Genomic DNA, 14,761 nt, shown 5'->3' with positions numbered 1-14,761 from the left:
TGCCCGGCGGCCGAATTCCAAGAATCCTATGCTCACCTTTCAGCAAATCATCCTTACGCTCCAGGAATACTGGGACAAGCAGGGTTGCGCCCTGCTGCAGCCCTACGACATGGAAGTCGGCGCCGGCACCTCGCATACCGCCACATTCCTGCGCGCGATCGGTCCGGAGCCCTGGCGCGCCGCCTACGTGCAGCCCTCGCGCCGCCCCAAGGACGGCCGCTACGGCGAAAACCCCAACCGCCTGCAGCACTACTACCAATACCAGGTGGTGCTGAAGCCCGCGCCCCCGGAAATCCTGGACCTGTACATCGGCTCGCTCAAGGCGCTGGGCATCGACCCGGCCCAGCATGACATCCGCTTCGTCGAGGACGACTGGGAAAACCCCACCCTCGGCGCCTGGGGCCTGGGCTGGGAAGTCTGGCTGAACGGCATGGAAGTCACCCAGTTCACCTACTTCCAGCAAGTGGGCGGCCTGGACTGCACGCCGACCACCGGTGAAATCACCTACGGTCTGGAGCGCCTGGCCATGTACCTGCAGGACGTGCAAAGCGTGTACGACCTGGTCTGGACCGAAGGCGCCAACGGCAACCGCGTGCTGTATCGCGACGTGTTTCACCAGAACGAGGTGGAGCAGTCGACCTACAACTTCGAGCATTCGTCGGCCGAGATGCTGTTCTCGCACTTCAACGACTATGAAGCCGAAGCCAAGCGCCTGATGGACGTGCCGCTGGCGCTGCCCGCCTACGAGGCCGCGCTGAAGGCCGCGCATACGTTCAACATGCTGGACGCGCGCGGCGCGATCAGCGTCACCGAGCGCGCCGCCTACATCGGCCGCATCCGCAACCTGTCGCGCGCCGTCGCGCAGGCCTATTACGATTCCCGCGAACGACTGGGCTTTCCCATGCTGGGCCGCGACAAGGCCGCCGGGGAGGCTGCATAAATGACGACGAACATCCGCCCGCTGCTGGTCGAACTGCTGACCGAAGAACTCCCGCCCAAGGCCCTCCAGAAGCTGGGCCAGGCCTTCGCCGAAGGCGTGCGCGCCACGCTGGAGCGCCACGGCCTGCTGGCCGCCGGCTGCGCCGCCACCGCGTATTCCACGCCGCGCCGCCTGGCCGTGCACCTGTCCGCCGTGCTGGCGCAGGCGCCCGACCAGCCCTATGCCGAAAAGCTGATGCCGGTAAAGATCGGCCTGACCGAAGACGGCAAGGCTACCCCCGCGCTGCAGAAGAAGCTGGCCGCCAAGGGCCTGGAAAACATCGACCTGGCTACCCTGGAACGCGAATCCGACGGCAAGCAGGACTACCTGGTCGCCCGCGGCACCGCTCCCGGCGCCCAACTGGCAGCCGGCCTGCAGGAAGGCATCGACGCCGCCATCAACGGCCTGCCCATTCCCAAGGTCATGCGCTACCAATTGGCCGACGGCGTCACCACCGTCAAGTTCGTGCGCCCGGCGCACGGCCTGGTCGCGCTGTTCGGCGCCGACGTGGTGCCGGTATCCGCGCTGGGCCTGGCCGCCGGCCGCGACACGCTGGGCCACCGCTTCATGAGCGCGGGTCCCGTGTCCATCGCCGACGCCGACGCCTATGCCGCCACCCTGGCCGAAAAGGGCCGCGTGATGGCCTCGTTCGAAGGCCGCCGCGACGAAATCCAGCGCCAACTGCTCGACCATGCCGGCCGCCTGAACGCCACCCTGGGCGACGATCCCGAAGTGGCCGCGCTGCTGGACGAAGTCACGGCCCTGGTCGAACACCCCACCGTCTACGTGGGCCAGTTCGAAGAGCAGTTCCTGCAAGTGCCGCAGGAATGCCTGATCCTGACCATGCGGCTGAACCAGAAGTACTTCCCGCTGTTCGATCCGGCCAGCGGCCGCCTGACGCACCGCTTCCTGATCGTCAGCAACATGCGCACCGACAATCCGGTGAACATCGTCGAAGGCAACCAGCGCGTGGTGCGCCCGCGCCTGGCGGACGCGCAGTTCTTCTTTGAAACCGACCGCAAGACCCCGCTGGCGGCGCGCGTCGAACAACTGGGCTCGATCGTCTACCACAACAAGCTGGGCACCCAGCTCGAACGCGTGGAGCGCGTGCGCGCCATCGCCCGCGGCGTGGCCGAACAACTGGGCGGCGACGTATCCGCCGCCGACCGCGCAGCCATGCTGGCCAAGGCCGACCTGGGCTCGAACATGGTGGGCGAATTCCCCGAGCTGCAAGGCGTCATGGGCGCCTACTACGCGGCCGGCGACGGCGAGCCCGACAGCGTGGTGCAGGCCCTGCGCACGCAGTACCGCAACCGCTACGACGCGCCCGTCACCGCTGAATCGCTGACCGCCGCCATCCTGTTCATCGCCGAGCGCGTGGAAACCATGGTCGGCATCTGGGCCATCGGCCTGGCGCCCACCGGCGAACGCGACCCCTTCGGCCTGCGCCGCGCCGCGCTGGGCCTGATCAGCGCGTTCGAGCAATTGGCCGCAGGCGGCTGGCTCAAGATCAGCTCGGCCGGCCCCCTGTCGCTGGACGGCCTGCTGCAACTGGCCGCAGGGACCTTCCCTGCCGGCAAGATTCCCGCCGACACGCTGGCCGAGGTCCGCGCCTTCATCTACGAACGCTACCGTAACCAGCTGATCAACGACTTCGACCGCAACGCCGTCGAAGCCGTGATCGCGCTGACCCCGCCGCTGCACCAGGTGGCCGAGCGCGTGCGCGCTGCCGCCGCCTTCGCGCTGCTGCCCGAGGCCGCCAGCCTGGCCGCCGCCAACAAGCGCATCGGCAACCTGCTCAAGAAGGCCGAAGGCGAGATCGGCGCGGTGAACGACGCCGCGCTGGTGGAACCGGCCGAAAAGGCGCTGGCCGCCGCCGTGTCCGCGCTGCGCCCCAAGGCCGAGGCGCAACTGGCCGCGGGCGACTTCGCCGGCAGCCTGAGCACGCTGGCCCAGGTCCGCGAACCCGTGGACGCCTTCTTTGCCGACGTCATGGTCATGGCCGAGGACCCGGTCGTGCGCGCCAACCGGCTGGCCCTGCTGGGCCAGTTGCATGGCCTGATGAACCAGGTCGCTGACATCTCCAGGCTGGCACAGTGAAGCTCATCATCCTAGACCGCGACGGCGTCATCAACCAGGACAGCGATTCGTTCGTCAAGAATCCCGACGAATGGATCGCCCTGCCCGGCAGCCTGCACGCCATCGCCCGGCTGACGCAGGCGGGCTGGAAGGTGGTGGTCGCCACCAACCAGTCGGGTCTGGCGCGCGGCCTGTTCGACATGGACACGCTGACGGCCATCCATACCAAGATGCGCCGCGAACTGGCCGCCGCAGGCGGCAGTATCGACGCGGTCTTCATGTGCCCGCACGGCCCCGATGACAACTGCGCCTGCCGCAAGCCCAAGCCCGGCATGTTCGAACAGATCGGGCACCGCTACGACGTCGACCTGGCCGGCGTGCCGGCGGTGGGCGATTCGCTGCGCGACCTGCAGGCCTCGTCGTCGGTCGGCTGCTCGCCCTGGCTGGTGCTGAGCGGCAATGGCAAGAAGACGCTGGCCAAGGGCGGCTTGCCGGACAATACCCGCGTCTGCGACGACCTGTCGGCCGTGGTCGACGCGCTGCTGCAGGACCATTGATCCGATGGCCCGCCTACGTTCGCTGCTGTACTTCCTGTTCCTGGCCGTCACGGTCATCCCCTACGCGTTCGCTTGCATCCTGTGGGCGCCGCTGCCGCTGCACTGGCGCTATAAGTTGACCGTGGGCTGGCCGCGCCTGGCCATCTGGGGCGCGCGCTTCTTCTGCGGCATCCGCTGGCAGGTCAAGGGCTGGGAAAATCTGCCCGACGGCCCGGCGGTGCTGCTGTCCAAGCATCAATCGGCCTGGGAAACGCTGTTCTTCCCCGCCCACATGCCGCGCGAAGTCTGCTTCGTCTACAAGAAGGAACTGCACATGGTGCCGTTCTTCGGCTGGGGCCTGGCGCTGCTGCGCATGATCCCGATCGACCGCGCCAAGGGTCGCGATGCCTTCGACCAGGTGGTCAAGCAAGGCCAGACCCGCCTGGACGAAGGCCGCTGGCCCCTGCTGTTTCCCGAGGGCACCCGCGTGCCGCCCGGCAAGACCGGCCGCTTCAAGATGGGCGGCGCGCTGCTGGCCTCGCGCACCGGCGCCGCCGTCATCCCGGTGGCGCACAATGCCGGCGAATGCTGGCGCCGCAACGCCTTTGTGAAGTATCCGGGCATGGTTACCGTGTCCATCGGTCCCGCGATAGAATCCAAGGGACTCTCCCCCGAGGAACTGAACAAAAAGGTTCAGGACTGGATCGAAGGGGAAATGCGGCGTCTCAATCCAGAAAGGTATGGCCAGCACTGATCAGCTCGAACTCCTGTTCGACGAACAGCAGCACGACGCGCCCACGGGCGCGCCGCCGCTGAACGCCGCGCCGAAGGCTCCGGCCGCACCTAAGCCGGCCGCGCCTAAGCCGGCCGCGCCTAAGCCGGCCGCGCCCAAGCCCCTCTTCCCCGATCTGCCCCCGGCTGCCGCCCCTGCGGGCGAACCGCTGCTGACGCTGTCGCCCAACGCGGCCTCGCTCGTCCCCACGCCCTGCCCCGACCCGCTGCCGCCCGGCGCGCGCTGGCGCGAAGTCTCGACCGAGCAGCAGCCCATCGGCTTCGTGCTGCTGCGCTCGCGCCGCCGCAGCATCGGCTTCGTGATCACCGACGACGGCTTGCGCGTCACCGCCCCGAACTGGGTCACGCTGACGCAGGTGGACGACGCCGTGCGCGAGAAAGCCCGCTGGATCCTCACCAAGCTGCGCGAATGGCACGCCCGCAAGCAGCAGCTTGCCATGGCGCACACGCGCTGGCAGGCGGGCGGCGAACTGCCGTACCTGGGCAAGCGCATTGTGATCGGCGTAGGCGGCGACAGCCGCCAGGCCAACCTGTCGGGCGACGCCGACGCCCCGCAGGATGGCGACACCTTGTGGCTGGCGCTGCCGTCCTCGGCGGACCAGGGCCGCATCCGCGATTCGGCCCAGGCCTGGCTGCAACAGCGCGCCGGCGCCTGGTTCGGCGCGCGCCTGGCCCACTTCCTGCAGGTCAGCGGCCTGAAGATCCAACGCTGGCGCCTATCCTCGGCCGCCACCCGCTGGGGCTCCTGCACCAGCGACGGCAACATCATGCTGAACTGGCGCCTGATCCATTTCGCGCCCGCCATCATCGACTACGTCATCGCGCACGAGCTTGCCCATTTGCGCGAAATGAACCACAGTCAGGACTTCTGGCGCGAAGTGGGGCAGATCCTGCCCGACTTCGAAGACGCCAAGAACATCCTGCGGCGTCACGACCCCGCATCCTTGCCTCAGTTCTGAGGCATTCTGGAGACACGAAAATGTTGCTGCTGATTCCGGGCCCGGTCACGACCGACGCGCGGGTGAAGGCCGCCATGGCGCAAGACTATGCGCCGTGGGACAACGATTTCCGCCAGACCTACCGGCAGGTCTGCGATGGCGTGCTGCGCGCGGCGCTGGCGTCGCCCGACGAGCACGCCGCGCTGGCGCTGCCGGGCTGCGGCCACTTCGCGGTGGAAGCCGCGATCCGCAGCTTCATCCCCGCCGGCGGTCGCCTGCTGGCCCCCTCCACCGGCGCCTACGCCGCCCGCCTGCAAAAGCTGGCCGGCGATGCCGGCCGCGTCGCCGTGCCGCTGCCCGTCGGCCCCACCGAGCGGATCGATCCGCTGGCGGTCGCCCACGCCCTGGAACAGGATCCCACGCTCACGCACCTGGCGCTGGTCTACAGCGAAACCGGCAGCGGCATCTGCCATGACGTGCCTGAACTCGCGCGCATCGCGCACGGGCTCGGCCGCCGCGTCATCGTCGACGCCGTGTCCGCCTTCGGCGCGCTGCCCCTGGAGCTGCGCGCCCTGCCCGCCGTGGAAGCGGTGGTGCTGACCGCCAACAAGTGCCTGGAAGGCATGCCCGGCGCCGCCTTCGTGGTGGCGCGGCGCGACAGCCTGGAAGCGGCGCGCGGCGTCGCCGGCAGCTGGTCGCTGGACCTGGCCGACATCTACCAGCAAAGCCTGCAGCCCAATGCCGGCCCGCGTTTCACGCCGCCCGCCCCCACGCTGGCGGCGCTGGCCGTGGCGCTGGAACTGCACCGCGAAGAAGGCCGCGAGGCCCGCCTGGCACGCTACACCGCCAACATGCGCACGCTATATGATGGCGTCAGGGAGCTGGGCCTGGCGCCTTACCTGACGCCTGCCCTGCAGGGCCCCATCGTCGTCAACGTCCGCGCCCCTGACGCGCCGACCTGGAACCTGCAATTGTTCGTGGACGCCCTCAAGCGCCGCGGCTACGTGCTCAGCAACTTCTACAACACCGAACAACCTTCGTTCCGGGTCGGCTGCATCGGCGCCTTCGGGCCCGACCAGATGCGGCAGGCAGTCGACGCCATGGGCGGCGCGCTGCGCGACATCGGCATCACCCGGGAAGCCGCCGGCAGCGGCGGATTCTTCCCGCTCCCCCTCACCGCTTAAGGAAAACATCCCATGCGTATGCTCCACACCATGCTGCGAGTCGGCAACCTCGACAAGTCCATCGACTTCTACACCAACGTGCTCGGCATGCGCGTGCTGCGCCGCAATGACTACCCCGAGGGCAAGTTCACGCTGGCCTTCGTCGGCTACCAGGACGAATCCGAAGGCGCCGTCATCGAACTGACCCACAACTGGGACACGGACAAGTACGACCTGGGCACCGGCTACGGCCACATCGCCCTGGAAGTCGACAACGCCTACGAGGCCTGTGACAAGGTCAAGGAAAAAGGCGGCAAGGTCACGCGCGAAGCCGGCCCGATGAAGCACGGCAAGACCGTCATCGCCTTTGTCGAAGACCCCGATGGCTACAAGATCGAGTTCATCCAGAAAAAGGGCCGCCAGGACTGAGCCCCCGCGCGGCCGACGCCAGGAAGACATTCCATGATCCACACCATCCTGAAAATGGGCGATCCGCGGCTGTTGCGCGTGGCCGCGCCCGTGGAACGCTACGACACGCCCGAGCTGCACGCGCTGATCGACGACATGTTCGAAACCATGGCCGCCGCGCAAGGGGTGGGCCTGGCCGCGCCGCAGATCGGCGTGGACCTGCAGCTGGTGATCTTCGGCTTCGACCGCAACGAGCGCTATCCGGACGCGCCCGCCGTCCCGCAGACCATTCTGTGCAATCCGGTCATCACGCCGCTGTCTGACGAAATGGAAGACGGCTGGGAAGGCTGCCTGTCGGTGCCGGGCCTGCGCGGCGTGGTGCCGCGCTACCGCCACATCCGCTACAGCGGGCGCGATCCCTACGGCCAGCTCATCGAGCGCGAGGCCGAGGGGTTTCACGCCCGGGTGGTGCAGCACGAATGCGACCACCTGATCGGCCGGCTCTACCCGTCGCGCATCCAGGACTTCAGCAAATTCGGGTTCACTGAAATCCTGTTCCCCGACATGGATCCGAACCAGGACGACTAAGGCCTTGCTCCCGCCTTGCGGGAGCTTGCGTCTCTTCCCTACGCCTCTCCCGAATCCGCCTTGGCGGCCTGCGGCGACAGCTCTTCAGGCGCGAAATCGTCCACCTGCAACACCCGCGACACCAGCGCTTCGGCCTCTTGCAGCGAGGCCGCCTGCGCGTCGGTAATGGCGCCGCGCTGGTGGGCTTCACGCCAATCGCGCACGCCGGACTGGCGCTGGCGGTCGCGCAGCGGCTGCACCGCGTCCGCCAGCGCGAAGGCGCGGGTCAGGAGACCCACCGGATCGTCGCCGGCGGCGCCGGCCTCGCGATGCAGGTCGGCCGCCAGGCGCACATGCGTGGGCGAAGGCTTGAGCAGCAGTTCCGCGCATTCCCGCGTCAAGGCGTCGCTCGGCCCCTTGGCCAGGCGCAACGGCAGGATGGCGGCGCGCAGCCCCCATGACAACACGCGGCCCGGCAGGTTGCGCAAGACCTGGTCCATGCTTTTCTCGATGCTGGCGTAGCCCTGCTCCAGGCACCAATGCACCAGCGGCAGGTCGTCGTGCTTGCGGCCCTCGTCTTCCCAGCGTTTGAGCACCGCCGACTGCAAATACAGCTCGGACAGGATGTCGCCCAGACGGGCGGAGATCATCTCGCGGCGCTTCAGCCCCCCGCCCAGTTGCGCCAGCGTGGCATCTGCCAGCAGCGCGAAGCCCGAGGCATAGCGGCCCAGCCGCCGGTAGTGGCCGGCCACGGGGCCGGATGAAGGCGCAGGCGCCAGCACTCCGCCAGTCCAGGCGCGGCCGATGGCCCGCAGCGCGTTGATGCCCGTGTGGCGCAGATGGCGCCAGAACACGTCGTGGAAGACCTCCATGCCGCGGTCTTCGTCGGGGTTGCCCAGCGCCAGGATTTCCGGCATCAGGTAAGGGTGGGCGCGGATCGCGCCCTGGCCGAAGATGATCAGGTTGCGCGTCAGGATGTTGGCGCCCTCGACCGTGATGGCGATGGGCACGGCGCGGTACAGCGCGCCCAGGTAGTTGCTGGGACCGTCGATGACGGCGCGGCCGGCATGGATGTCCATCGCGTCGTTGACCGAGCCGCGCATGCGCTCGGTGGCGTGGTACTTCATGATGCCCGAGACCACCGCCGGCTTGACGCCCTGGTTCAGCGCGGCGCAGGTCAGGCGCCGGGCGGCTTCGACCAGATAGGCATTGCCAGCCAGCCGGGCCAGCCCTTCCTGCACGCCTTCGAACTTGCCCACGGGAATGCCGAACTGTTCGCGCACTCGGGCATACATGCCCGTGGTGTGCGCGCACATCGCGGCGGCGGCGGCCGATAGCGAAGGCAGGGAAATGCCCCGCCCCGCCGCCAGCGCGCTCATCAGCATCTGCCAGCCATGGCCGGCGCGTTCTGCGCCGCCGATCAGCGCATCCAGCGGCACGAACACGTCGCGTCCGAGGTTGGGGCCGTTCTGGAAGACCTGCATGGCGGGCAGGTGGCGGCGCCCGATCTCCACGCCGGGCGCTTCGGTCGGCACCAGCGCGACCGATATGCCGATGTCCTTGGCGCCGCCCAGGATGCCGTCGGGGTCCGACAGCTTGAAAGCCAGGCCCAGCACGGTCGCCACCGGCCCCAGCGTGATGTAGCGCTTGTGCCAGTTGAGCCGGATGCCGATCAGTTCGCGCCCGTCGACCACCTGGCGGCAGACCACGCCCGTGTCCACCATGGACGCAGCGTCCGAGCCGGCCTCGGGGCTGGTCAGGCCGAAGCAAGGCACCTCGCGCCCGTCCGCCAGCCGCGGCAGCCAGTAGTCGCGCTGCGCCGGGGTGCCGAACTGCATCAGCAGTTCGCCCGGCCCCAGCGAGTTGGGCACCATCACGGTAACGCCCGCGGTAATGGAATAGGCCGAGATGCGCCGCACGACCTCGGAGTGCGCGTAGGGTGAAAAGCCCAGGCCGCCGTAGCGCCGCGGAATGATCATGCCGAAGAAGCGTTCGGCCTTCAGGAAGTCCCATACCTCGGGCGGCAGGTCGCGCCGGTTCCAGGTGATGTCCCATTCGTCCAGCATGGCGCAAAGCCGTGCCAGCGGGCCATCTATGAAGCGCTGCTCGTCCGCGGTCAACGTGGCTGCCGGCACGTCCAGCAGCTTGCGCCAGTCGGGATTGCCGGTGAACAGATCCGCATCCCACCAGGTGTCCCCGGCCTCGATGGCTTCGCGCTCCGTCGCCGACATGGCGGGCAGCGCGTTGCGCGCCCAGCGGTAAGCAGGTTCCGAGATGCGGCGCCGGCGCCACGCATTGAAGTCCATGAGTGTTCCTCACTGTTATGGCCCCAGGCCCCAGGGCGTATCAGGTCAAAGTACCAGAATTGGCGGCGCCGGGCCAAGCTGCGGCCTGCCGACTCTGCGACAATGGGCCTCGGCGCGCAGCGCGCAATCCATCGCTATCCGGGCAGTCTCCGCATGCTGAACAAACTCTGGCTGGGCTTTTTCCTCACCGCGGCCGCGGCGGCGCTGTACCGCTGGCTGGTCATCGGCGATCCCGAAGTCTTCCGCATGATGGTCGCCAGCCTGTTCGACATGGCCCGCGTGTCGGTGGAAGTGATGGTGCTGCTGTTCGGCACGCTGACGCTGTGGCTGGGCTTTCTGCGCATCGCCGAAGGCGCCGGGCTGGTGGAAAAGCTGGCGCGCCTGCTGGGTCCGCTGTTCGCGCGCCTGATGCCCGGGGTGCCGCGCAACCATCCGGCCATCGGCTTGATCACGCTGAACTTCGCCGCCAACGGCCTGGGGCTGGACAATGCCGCCACGCCCATCGGGCTGCGCGCCATGCGCGAATTGCAGTCGCTCAATCCAACGCCCGAAACCGCCAGCAATGCGCAGATCCTGTTCCTGGTGCTGAATGCGTCGTCGCTGACCCTGCTGCCGGTGACGCTGTTCATGTTCCGGGCGCAACAGGGCGCGCCGGACCCGACGCTGGTGTTTCTGCCCATCCTGCTGGCCACCAGCGCATCGACCCTGGCCGGGTTCCTGGCCGTGGCGGCCTGCCAGCGGCTGCGCCTCATCGATCCCGTGGTCATGCTTTGGCTGGGCGGCGCGGCGCTGCTCATGGGCGGATTCATGGCCTTGCTGGCCAGCATGTCGGCGGCGGCCATCGCCTCGCTGTCGTCGCTGCTCGGCAACCTGGTCCTGTTCGGCATCCTGATCGCCTTCCTGGTGGCGGGCGCCTGGAAGAAGGTGCCGGTCTACGAGGCCTTCATCGAAGGCGCCAAGGAAGGCTTCGACATTGCCAAGAGCCTGCTGCCCTATCTGGTCGCGATGCTGTGCGCGGTGGGCGTGCTGCGCGCCTCGGGCGCGCTGGATTTCCTGCTGGACGGCATCCGCTGGCTGGCGGTGCAGGCCGGCTGGGACACGCGCTTCGTGGACGCCTTGCCGACGGCCCTGGTCAAACCCTTCTCGGGCAGCGCGGCGCGCGCCATGATGCTGGAAACCATGACGCATTTCGGCGTGGACAGCTTCCCCGCGCTGCTGGCCGCGGTGGTGCAAGGCAGCACCGAAACCACCTTCTACGTGCTGGCGGTGTATTTCGGATCGGTGGGCATATTGCGGGCGCGCCACGCGGTGGGCTGCGCCCTGATCGCCGATCTGGCCGGCGTGCTGGCGGCCATCGGTGTGTGCTACTGGTTCTTCGGCTGAAAGCCGCCGCGCGGCGGCGGGAAGCGCCAGGGTGGCGCTCCCCGCCCCGCTGTATCAATCCACCAGCAGGATCTTCATGCCGTTGGTGCCGCCGCTGTCGCGGTAGAAGTCGCCCTTGGTCAGGATCACCCAGTCGCCGGTCTGCACCAGGTTGCGCTTGCGCAGTTCATCGATGGCGGCGTTGCTCAAATCGGCAGGCTCGTAGTCCGACGGCGCGAACGGAATCGTGTAGACGCCGCGGAACATGGCCACGCGGTTTTGCGTGATGCTGTGCGGGCTGTAGCAGTAGATCGGCACGCCCGAGCGGATGCGCGACATGATCAGCGGCGTGTGGCCGCTTTCGGTCAGCGAGATGATGGCCTTGACGCCGGGGAAATGGTTGGCCGCGTACATGGCCGCCAGCGCGATGGTCTCGTCGCAGCGCGTGAAGGTCTCGCCCAGGCGGTGATGCGACTTGGTCGAGGTCGGGTGCTTTTCCGCGCCCAGGCAGACGCGGGCCATGGCCTGCACGGTTTCCACGGGATACTGGCCCGACGCGCTTTCCGCCGACAGCATGACGGCGTCGGTGTAGTCCAGCACCGCGTTGGCCACGTCGGACACTTCGGCGCGCGTGGGCATGGGGCTGGAGATCATCGACTCCATCATCTGGGTCGCGGTGATGACGACCTTGTTCAGGGTGCGCGCGTGCTGGATGATGCGCTTCTGGATGCCGACGAGTTCGGCATCGCCCACTTCCACGCCCAGGTCGCCGCGCGCCACCATCACGCCGTCGCTGGCGCGGATCAGCGCGTCCAGCGCTTCGTCGTCGGCCACGGCTTCGGCGCGTTCGATCTTGGCGATGATCCAGGCCTGGCTGCCGGCGGCCGCCAGCAGCGTGCGCGCCTCGTCGATATCGCTGCCATAGCGCGGAAACGACACGGCCACGTAGTCAAGTTCCATCTCGGCGGCCAGCTTGATGTCGACACGATCCTTGTCGGTCAGGCTGGGCGCGGACAGGCCGCCGCCGCGGCGGTTGATGCCCTTGTTGTTCGACAGCGGACCGCCCACCGTCACGGTGGTGTGGACCTCGTCGCCTTCGACGCTGTCCACCACCAGCACCACGCGGCCGTCATCCAGCAGCAGCTCATCGCCAACGCGGCAGTCCTGCACCAGTTCGGGGTAATCGATGCCCACGATGCTGGCCGTGCCCTCTTCCTTGGGATGCACGCGCGACAGCGTGAACGGCTGGCCGATCTGCAGCTGGACCAGTTTGTCCTTGAAGCGCGCGATACGGATCTTGGGGCCTTGCAGGTCGCCCATGATGGCGACGAAGCGGCCCTGCTTGGCGGCGATCTCGCGCACCATGCGGGCGCGCTCGCGATGGTCGTCCGCGCTGCCGTGCGAGAAGTTCAGGCGGGCCACGTCCAGGCCCGCGCGGATCAGCGCTTCTATGCGTTCAGGCGTCGAAGTCGAAGGTCCCAGGGTGGCGACAATTTTGGTGCGGCGCAATACGGGCATGACGATCCACTCTCGCTAAAACAACAAAAACGCTATGGTACGCCGGCCGCGCCCGCGCAGGTATCATGGGCATCACCTCAACCGAAAAACGAGCTCGACTGAACCCGTGAAAATCGTCATCGCCCCCGACTCTTTCAAAGAAAGCGTGTCCGCTCCCGATGCCGCAGCAGCGATTGCCCGCGGCGTGAAGGCCGCAGTTCCCGGCGCCCACACGGTATGCATTCCGATGGCCGACGGCGGCGAAGGCACGGTCGAAGCCGTGCTCGCTGCGACCGGCGGCAAGGAATGCCAGCTGACGGTGAACGATGCCTTGGGCTACAAGGTCGACGCCGTCTGGGGCTTGCTGGAGGACGGCACGGCTGTGATCGAGATGGCTGCGGCAGCGGGTCTGGAACTGATCGCGCCTTCCAAGCGCGATCCCATGCGCGCCAGCAGCCACGGCGTGGGCGAACTGATGCTGGCCGCCCTGAACGCGGGCGCCACGCGCATCATCCTGGGCCTGGGCGGCTCTGCCACCAACGACGCGGGCGCGGGCATGCTGACGGCCCTGGGCGTGCGCCTGCTGGACGCGGATGGCCGCAGCCTGCCGCCTGGCGGCGGCGCGCTGGGCAAGCTAGCCAGCATCGACACCCGCGGCCTCGACCCGCGCCTGGCCGGGATCCGCATCGACATCGCCTCCGACGTGGACAACCCTTTGTGCGGTCCGCAGGGCGCCTCGCATGTATTCGGCCCGCAAAAGGGCGCGACGCCTGAACAGGTGCTGGTCCTGGATCAGATGCTGACGAATTTCGCCGACGTGTGCGCCAGGCACCTGGGGGCCGATCACCGCGACCACCCGGGCGCGGGCGCGGCGGGCGGCCTGGGATTCGCGGCCAAGGCTTTCCTCAATGCGCAATTCCGGCCCGGCGTTGAGATCGTGGCGGAACTGGGCGGCCTGGCCCAGGCGGTCGAGGGTGCGACCCTGGTGTTCACGGGCGAAGGCCGCATGGACGCGCAGACCCTGCGCGGCAAGACCCCTGCCGGCGTGGCAAAAATCGCGCAGCGCGCCGGCGTGCCCGTGGTGGCGCTGGCCGGCTCGCTCGGCGAAGGCTACGAAGCGCTGCACGCCTGCGGCATCAGCGCCGCCTTCAGCCTGGCGCCGGGCCCCATCACGCTGCAGCAGGCGCTCACCGACGCCGAAAAATTGCTGGCCGACCGCGCCCGCGACGTCATGCAGCTATGGATGAGCGCGCAGAAACGCATGCTGTAGGCATCCACGTAAAAAAGCCCGCTTGCGCGGGCTTTTTGATTTCGGGGTCCGACGTCACTCGGCCTGTAGCACGCCGGCCGCCACCAGCGCATCGGCCAGGCGGATATACCGGTCCACCGAAATATCCTCGGCGCGCGCCGTGGGCGCGATGTCCAGCGCTTCCCAGGGCACTTGCGGTGCCCAGTCCGCCAGCACCCGGCGCAGCATCTTGCGCCGCTGCGAGAATGCCCGCGCCACCACCGTTTCGAAGGCCCGCTCGCTGACCGGACGCAAACGATCCGCCGGCAAGGGCACCATGCGCACGATCGCCGACACCACCTTGGGCGGTGGATCGAAGGCTTCCGGCGGCACGTCGAACAGCTTGTGCATACGGTAGCGCGACTGCAGCATCACCGACAGGCGGCTGAAGTCGCCCGAACCGGGCTGCGCGACCATCCGGTCGATCACTTCCCGCTGCAGCATGAAATGCTGGTCGCGGACGTGATCGGCCCAGGTCATCAGATGGAACAGCAGCGGGCTGGAGATGTTGTAGGGCAGGTTTCCCACCACGCGCAGCGCGGGTCCGAACTGGGAAAAATCCACCGTCAGCGCGTCGGCCTCGACCACGGTTAGGCGGCTGGCGTCGAACTGCTTGCGCAGGCGCGCCGCCAGGTCGCGGTCGATCTCGACCGCCGTCAAATGATCCAGGCGTTCGAGCAACGGCCGGGTAAGCGCGGACAAGCCCGGGCCGATCTCGACCACGGTATCGTCGCGGGCGGGCGAAACCGCCCGGACGATGGACTCGACCACGCTCTCGTCGGTCAGGAAGTTCTGGCCAAAGCGCTTGCGCGCCTGGTGCTGGGACATGTAAAGCCTGTAATGCGT

Annotated in this window: 13 protein-coding genes; 10 read left to right on the top strand and 3 right to left on the bottom strand. The window is 68.1% G+C overall.

The features are described from left to right. Nucleotides 1-28 precede the first annotated feature (28 nt). The 8 genes from glyQ to def are packed head-to-tail and all read left to right on the top strand — an operon-like array spanning nt 29 to nt 7,483. Nucleotides 29-940 carry a glycine--tRNA ligase subunit alpha gene (glyQ, locus tag N5C88_RS12860; RefSeq protein WP_059371532.1) on the top strand — a complete coding sequence of 304 codons (912 nt, stop codon included), beginning with the start codon at nt 29-31 and terminating at the stop codon, nt 938-940. Continuing rightward, the gene (glyS, locus tag N5C88_RS12855; RefSeq protein ID WP_280015426.1) at nt 941-3,079 is read left to right on the top strand and encodes a glycine--tRNA ligase subunit beta; all 2,139 of its coding nucleotides are present in this window, start codon (nt 941-943) and stop codon (nt 3,077-3,079) included. Then, nucleotides 3,076-3,615, top strand: a complete 540-nt coding sequence (gene gmhB / locus N5C88_RS12850) for a D-glycero-beta-D-manno-heptose 1,7-bisphosphate 7-phosphatase (protein ID WP_118932407.1) — start codon at nt 3,076-3,078, stop codon at nt 3,613-3,615. Before glyS ends, gmhB begins: the two co-directional genes overlap by 4 nt. Before the next feature lie 4 nt (nt 3,616-3,619). After that, complete coding sequence (locus N5C88_RS12845; protein ID WP_059371529.1) at nt 3,620-4,348, top strand: lysophospholipid acyltransferase family protein; 729 nt, start codon at nt 3,620-3,622, stop codon at nt 4,346-4,348. After that, nucleotides 4,335-5,345 carry a SprT family zinc-dependent metalloprotease gene (locus tag N5C88_RS12840; protein ID WP_280015425.1) on the top strand — a complete coding sequence of 337 codons (1,011 nt, stop codon included), beginning with the start codon at nt 4,335-4,337 and terminating at the stop codon, nt 5,343-5,345. Before N5C88_RS12845 ends, N5C88_RS12840 begins: the two co-directional genes overlap by 14 nt. 20 nt (nt 5,346-5,365) lie before the next feature. Continuing rightward, nucleotides 5,366-6,508 carry a 2-aminoethylphosphonate--pyruvate transaminase gene (locus tag N5C88_RS12835; RefSeq protein ID WP_251877857.1) on the top strand — a complete coding sequence of 381 codons (1,143 nt, stop codon included), beginning with the start codon at nt 5,366-5,368 and terminating at the stop codon, nt 6,506-6,508. Nucleotides 6,509-6,520: 12 nt separating this feature from the next. Next, the gene (gene gloA / locus N5C88_RS12830) at nt 6,521-6,916 is read left to right on the top strand and encodes a lactoylglutathione lyase (RefSeq protein ID WP_054457526.1); all 396 of its coding nucleotides are present in this window, start codon (nt 6,521-6,523) and stop codon (nt 6,914-6,916) included. Nucleotides 6,917-6,949: 33 nt separating this feature from the next. Further along, nucleotides 6,950-7,483 (top strand): peptide deformylase, encoded by a 534-nt coding sequence (def, locus tag N5C88_RS12825; protein ID WP_059371527.1) that lies wholly within the window; start codon nt 6,950-6,952, stop codon nt 7,481-7,483. A gap of 38 nt (nt 7,484-7,521) precedes the next feature. Here the strand turns inward: def and N5C88_RS12820 are convergent, their stop codons facing one another. Continuing rightward, complete coding sequence (locus tag N5C88_RS12820; protein ID WP_280015424.1) at nt 7,522-9,768, bottom strand: acyl-CoA dehydrogenase; 2,247 nt, start codon at nt 9,766-9,768, stop codon at nt 7,522-7,524. A 153-nt stretch (nt 9,769-9,921) separates the two neighbouring features. Here N5C88_RS12820 and N5C88_RS12815 point away from each other — a divergent pair, with 153 nt between their 5' ends. Then, complete coding sequence (locus N5C88_RS12815) at nt 9,922-11,151, top strand: spore maturation protein (RefSeq protein ID WP_280015423.1); 1,230 nt, start codon at nt 9,922-9,924, stop codon at nt 11,149-11,151. Nucleotides 11,152-11,205: 54 nt separating this feature from the next. On the opposite strand, the gene pyk is transcribed toward N5C88_RS12815, so the two are convergent. Then, nucleotides 11,206-12,648: a pyruvate kinase gene (pyk, locus tag N5C88_RS12810; protein ID WP_054457531.1), complete on the bottom strand. Its 1,443-nt coding sequence runs from the start codon at nt 12,646-12,648 to the stop codon at nt 11,206-11,208. 106 nt (nt 12,649-12,754) lie between these two features. Here pyk and N5C88_RS12805 point away from each other — a divergent pair, with 106 nt between their 5' ends. Then, a complete protein-coding gene (locus tag N5C88_RS12805) occupies nt 12,755-13,897 on the top strand; it encodes a glycerate kinase (RefSeq protein ID WP_059371525.1) in 1,143 nt (380 codons plus the stop codon). Between the two features lie 54 nt (nt 13,898-13,951). On the opposite strand, the gene rsmA is transcribed toward N5C88_RS12805, so the two are convergent. Continuing rightward, entirely contained in the window at nt 13,952-14,743 is a 792-nt protein-coding gene (rsmA, locus tag N5C88_RS12800) for a 16S rRNA (adenine(1518)-N(6)/adenine(1519)-N(6))-dimethyltransferase RsmA (RefSeq protein ID WP_118932411.1), read from the bottom strand. Nucleotides 14,744-14,761: the final 18 nt, after the last annotated feature.

The organism is Achromobacter sp. GD03932 (assembly GCF_029839485.1).
GTDB classification, from domain to species: Bacteria; Pseudomonadota; Gammaproteobacteria; order Burkholderiales; family Burkholderiaceae_B; genus Achromobacter; species Achromobacter bronchisepticus_A.
Note: the sequence above shows the minus strand (reverse complement) of the source record. Positions and strands in the feature narration are given on the sequence as shown.

What these genes read in the sequence shown, in the direction of transcription:
- glyS (WP_280015426.1), top strand. Translation starts at nt 941, where the DNA reads ATGACGACGAACATCCGCCCGCTGCTGGTCGAACTGCTGACCGAAGAA.
- glyQ (WP_059371532.1), top strand. Translation starts at nt 29, where the DNA reads ATGCTCACCTTTCAGCAAATCATCCTTACGCTCCAGGAATACTGGGAC.
- def (WP_059371527.1), top strand. Translation starts at nt 6,950, where the DNA reads ATGATCCACACCATCCTGAAAATGGGCGATCCGCGGCTGTTGCGCGTG.
- N5C88_RS12835 (WP_251877857.1), top strand. Translation starts at nt 5,366, where the DNA reads ATGTTGCTGCTGATTCCGGGCCCGGTCACGACCGACGCGCGGGTGAAG.
- N5C88_RS12840 (WP_280015425.1), top strand. Translation starts at nt 4,335, where the DNA reads ATGGCCAGCACTGATCAGCTCGAACTCCTGTTCGACGAACAGCAGCAC.
- rsmA (WP_118932411.1), bottom strand. Translation starts at nt 14,743, where the DNA reads ATGTCCCAGCACCAGGCGCGCAAGCGCTTTGGCCAGAACTTCCTGACC.
- pyk (WP_054457531.1), bottom strand. Translation starts at nt 12,648, where the DNA reads ATGCCCGTATTGCGCCGCACCAAAATTGTCGCCACCCTGGGACCTTCG.
- N5C88_RS12845 (WP_059371529.1), top strand. Translation starts at nt 3,620, where the DNA reads ATGGCCCGCCTACGTTCGCTGCTGTACTTCCTGTTCCTGGCCGTCACG.
- N5C88_RS12815 (WP_280015423.1), top strand. Translation starts at nt 9,922, where the DNA reads ATGCTGAACAAACTCTGGCTGGGCTTTTTCCTCACCGCGGCCGCGGCG.
- gloA (WP_054457526.1), top strand. Translation starts at nt 6,521, where the DNA reads ATGCGTATGCTCCACACCATGCTGCGAGTCGGCAACCTCGACAAGTCC.
- N5C88_RS12820 (WP_280015424.1), bottom strand. Translation starts at nt 9,768, where the DNA reads ATGGACTTCAATGCGTGGCGCCGGCGCCGCATCTCGGAACCTGCTTAC.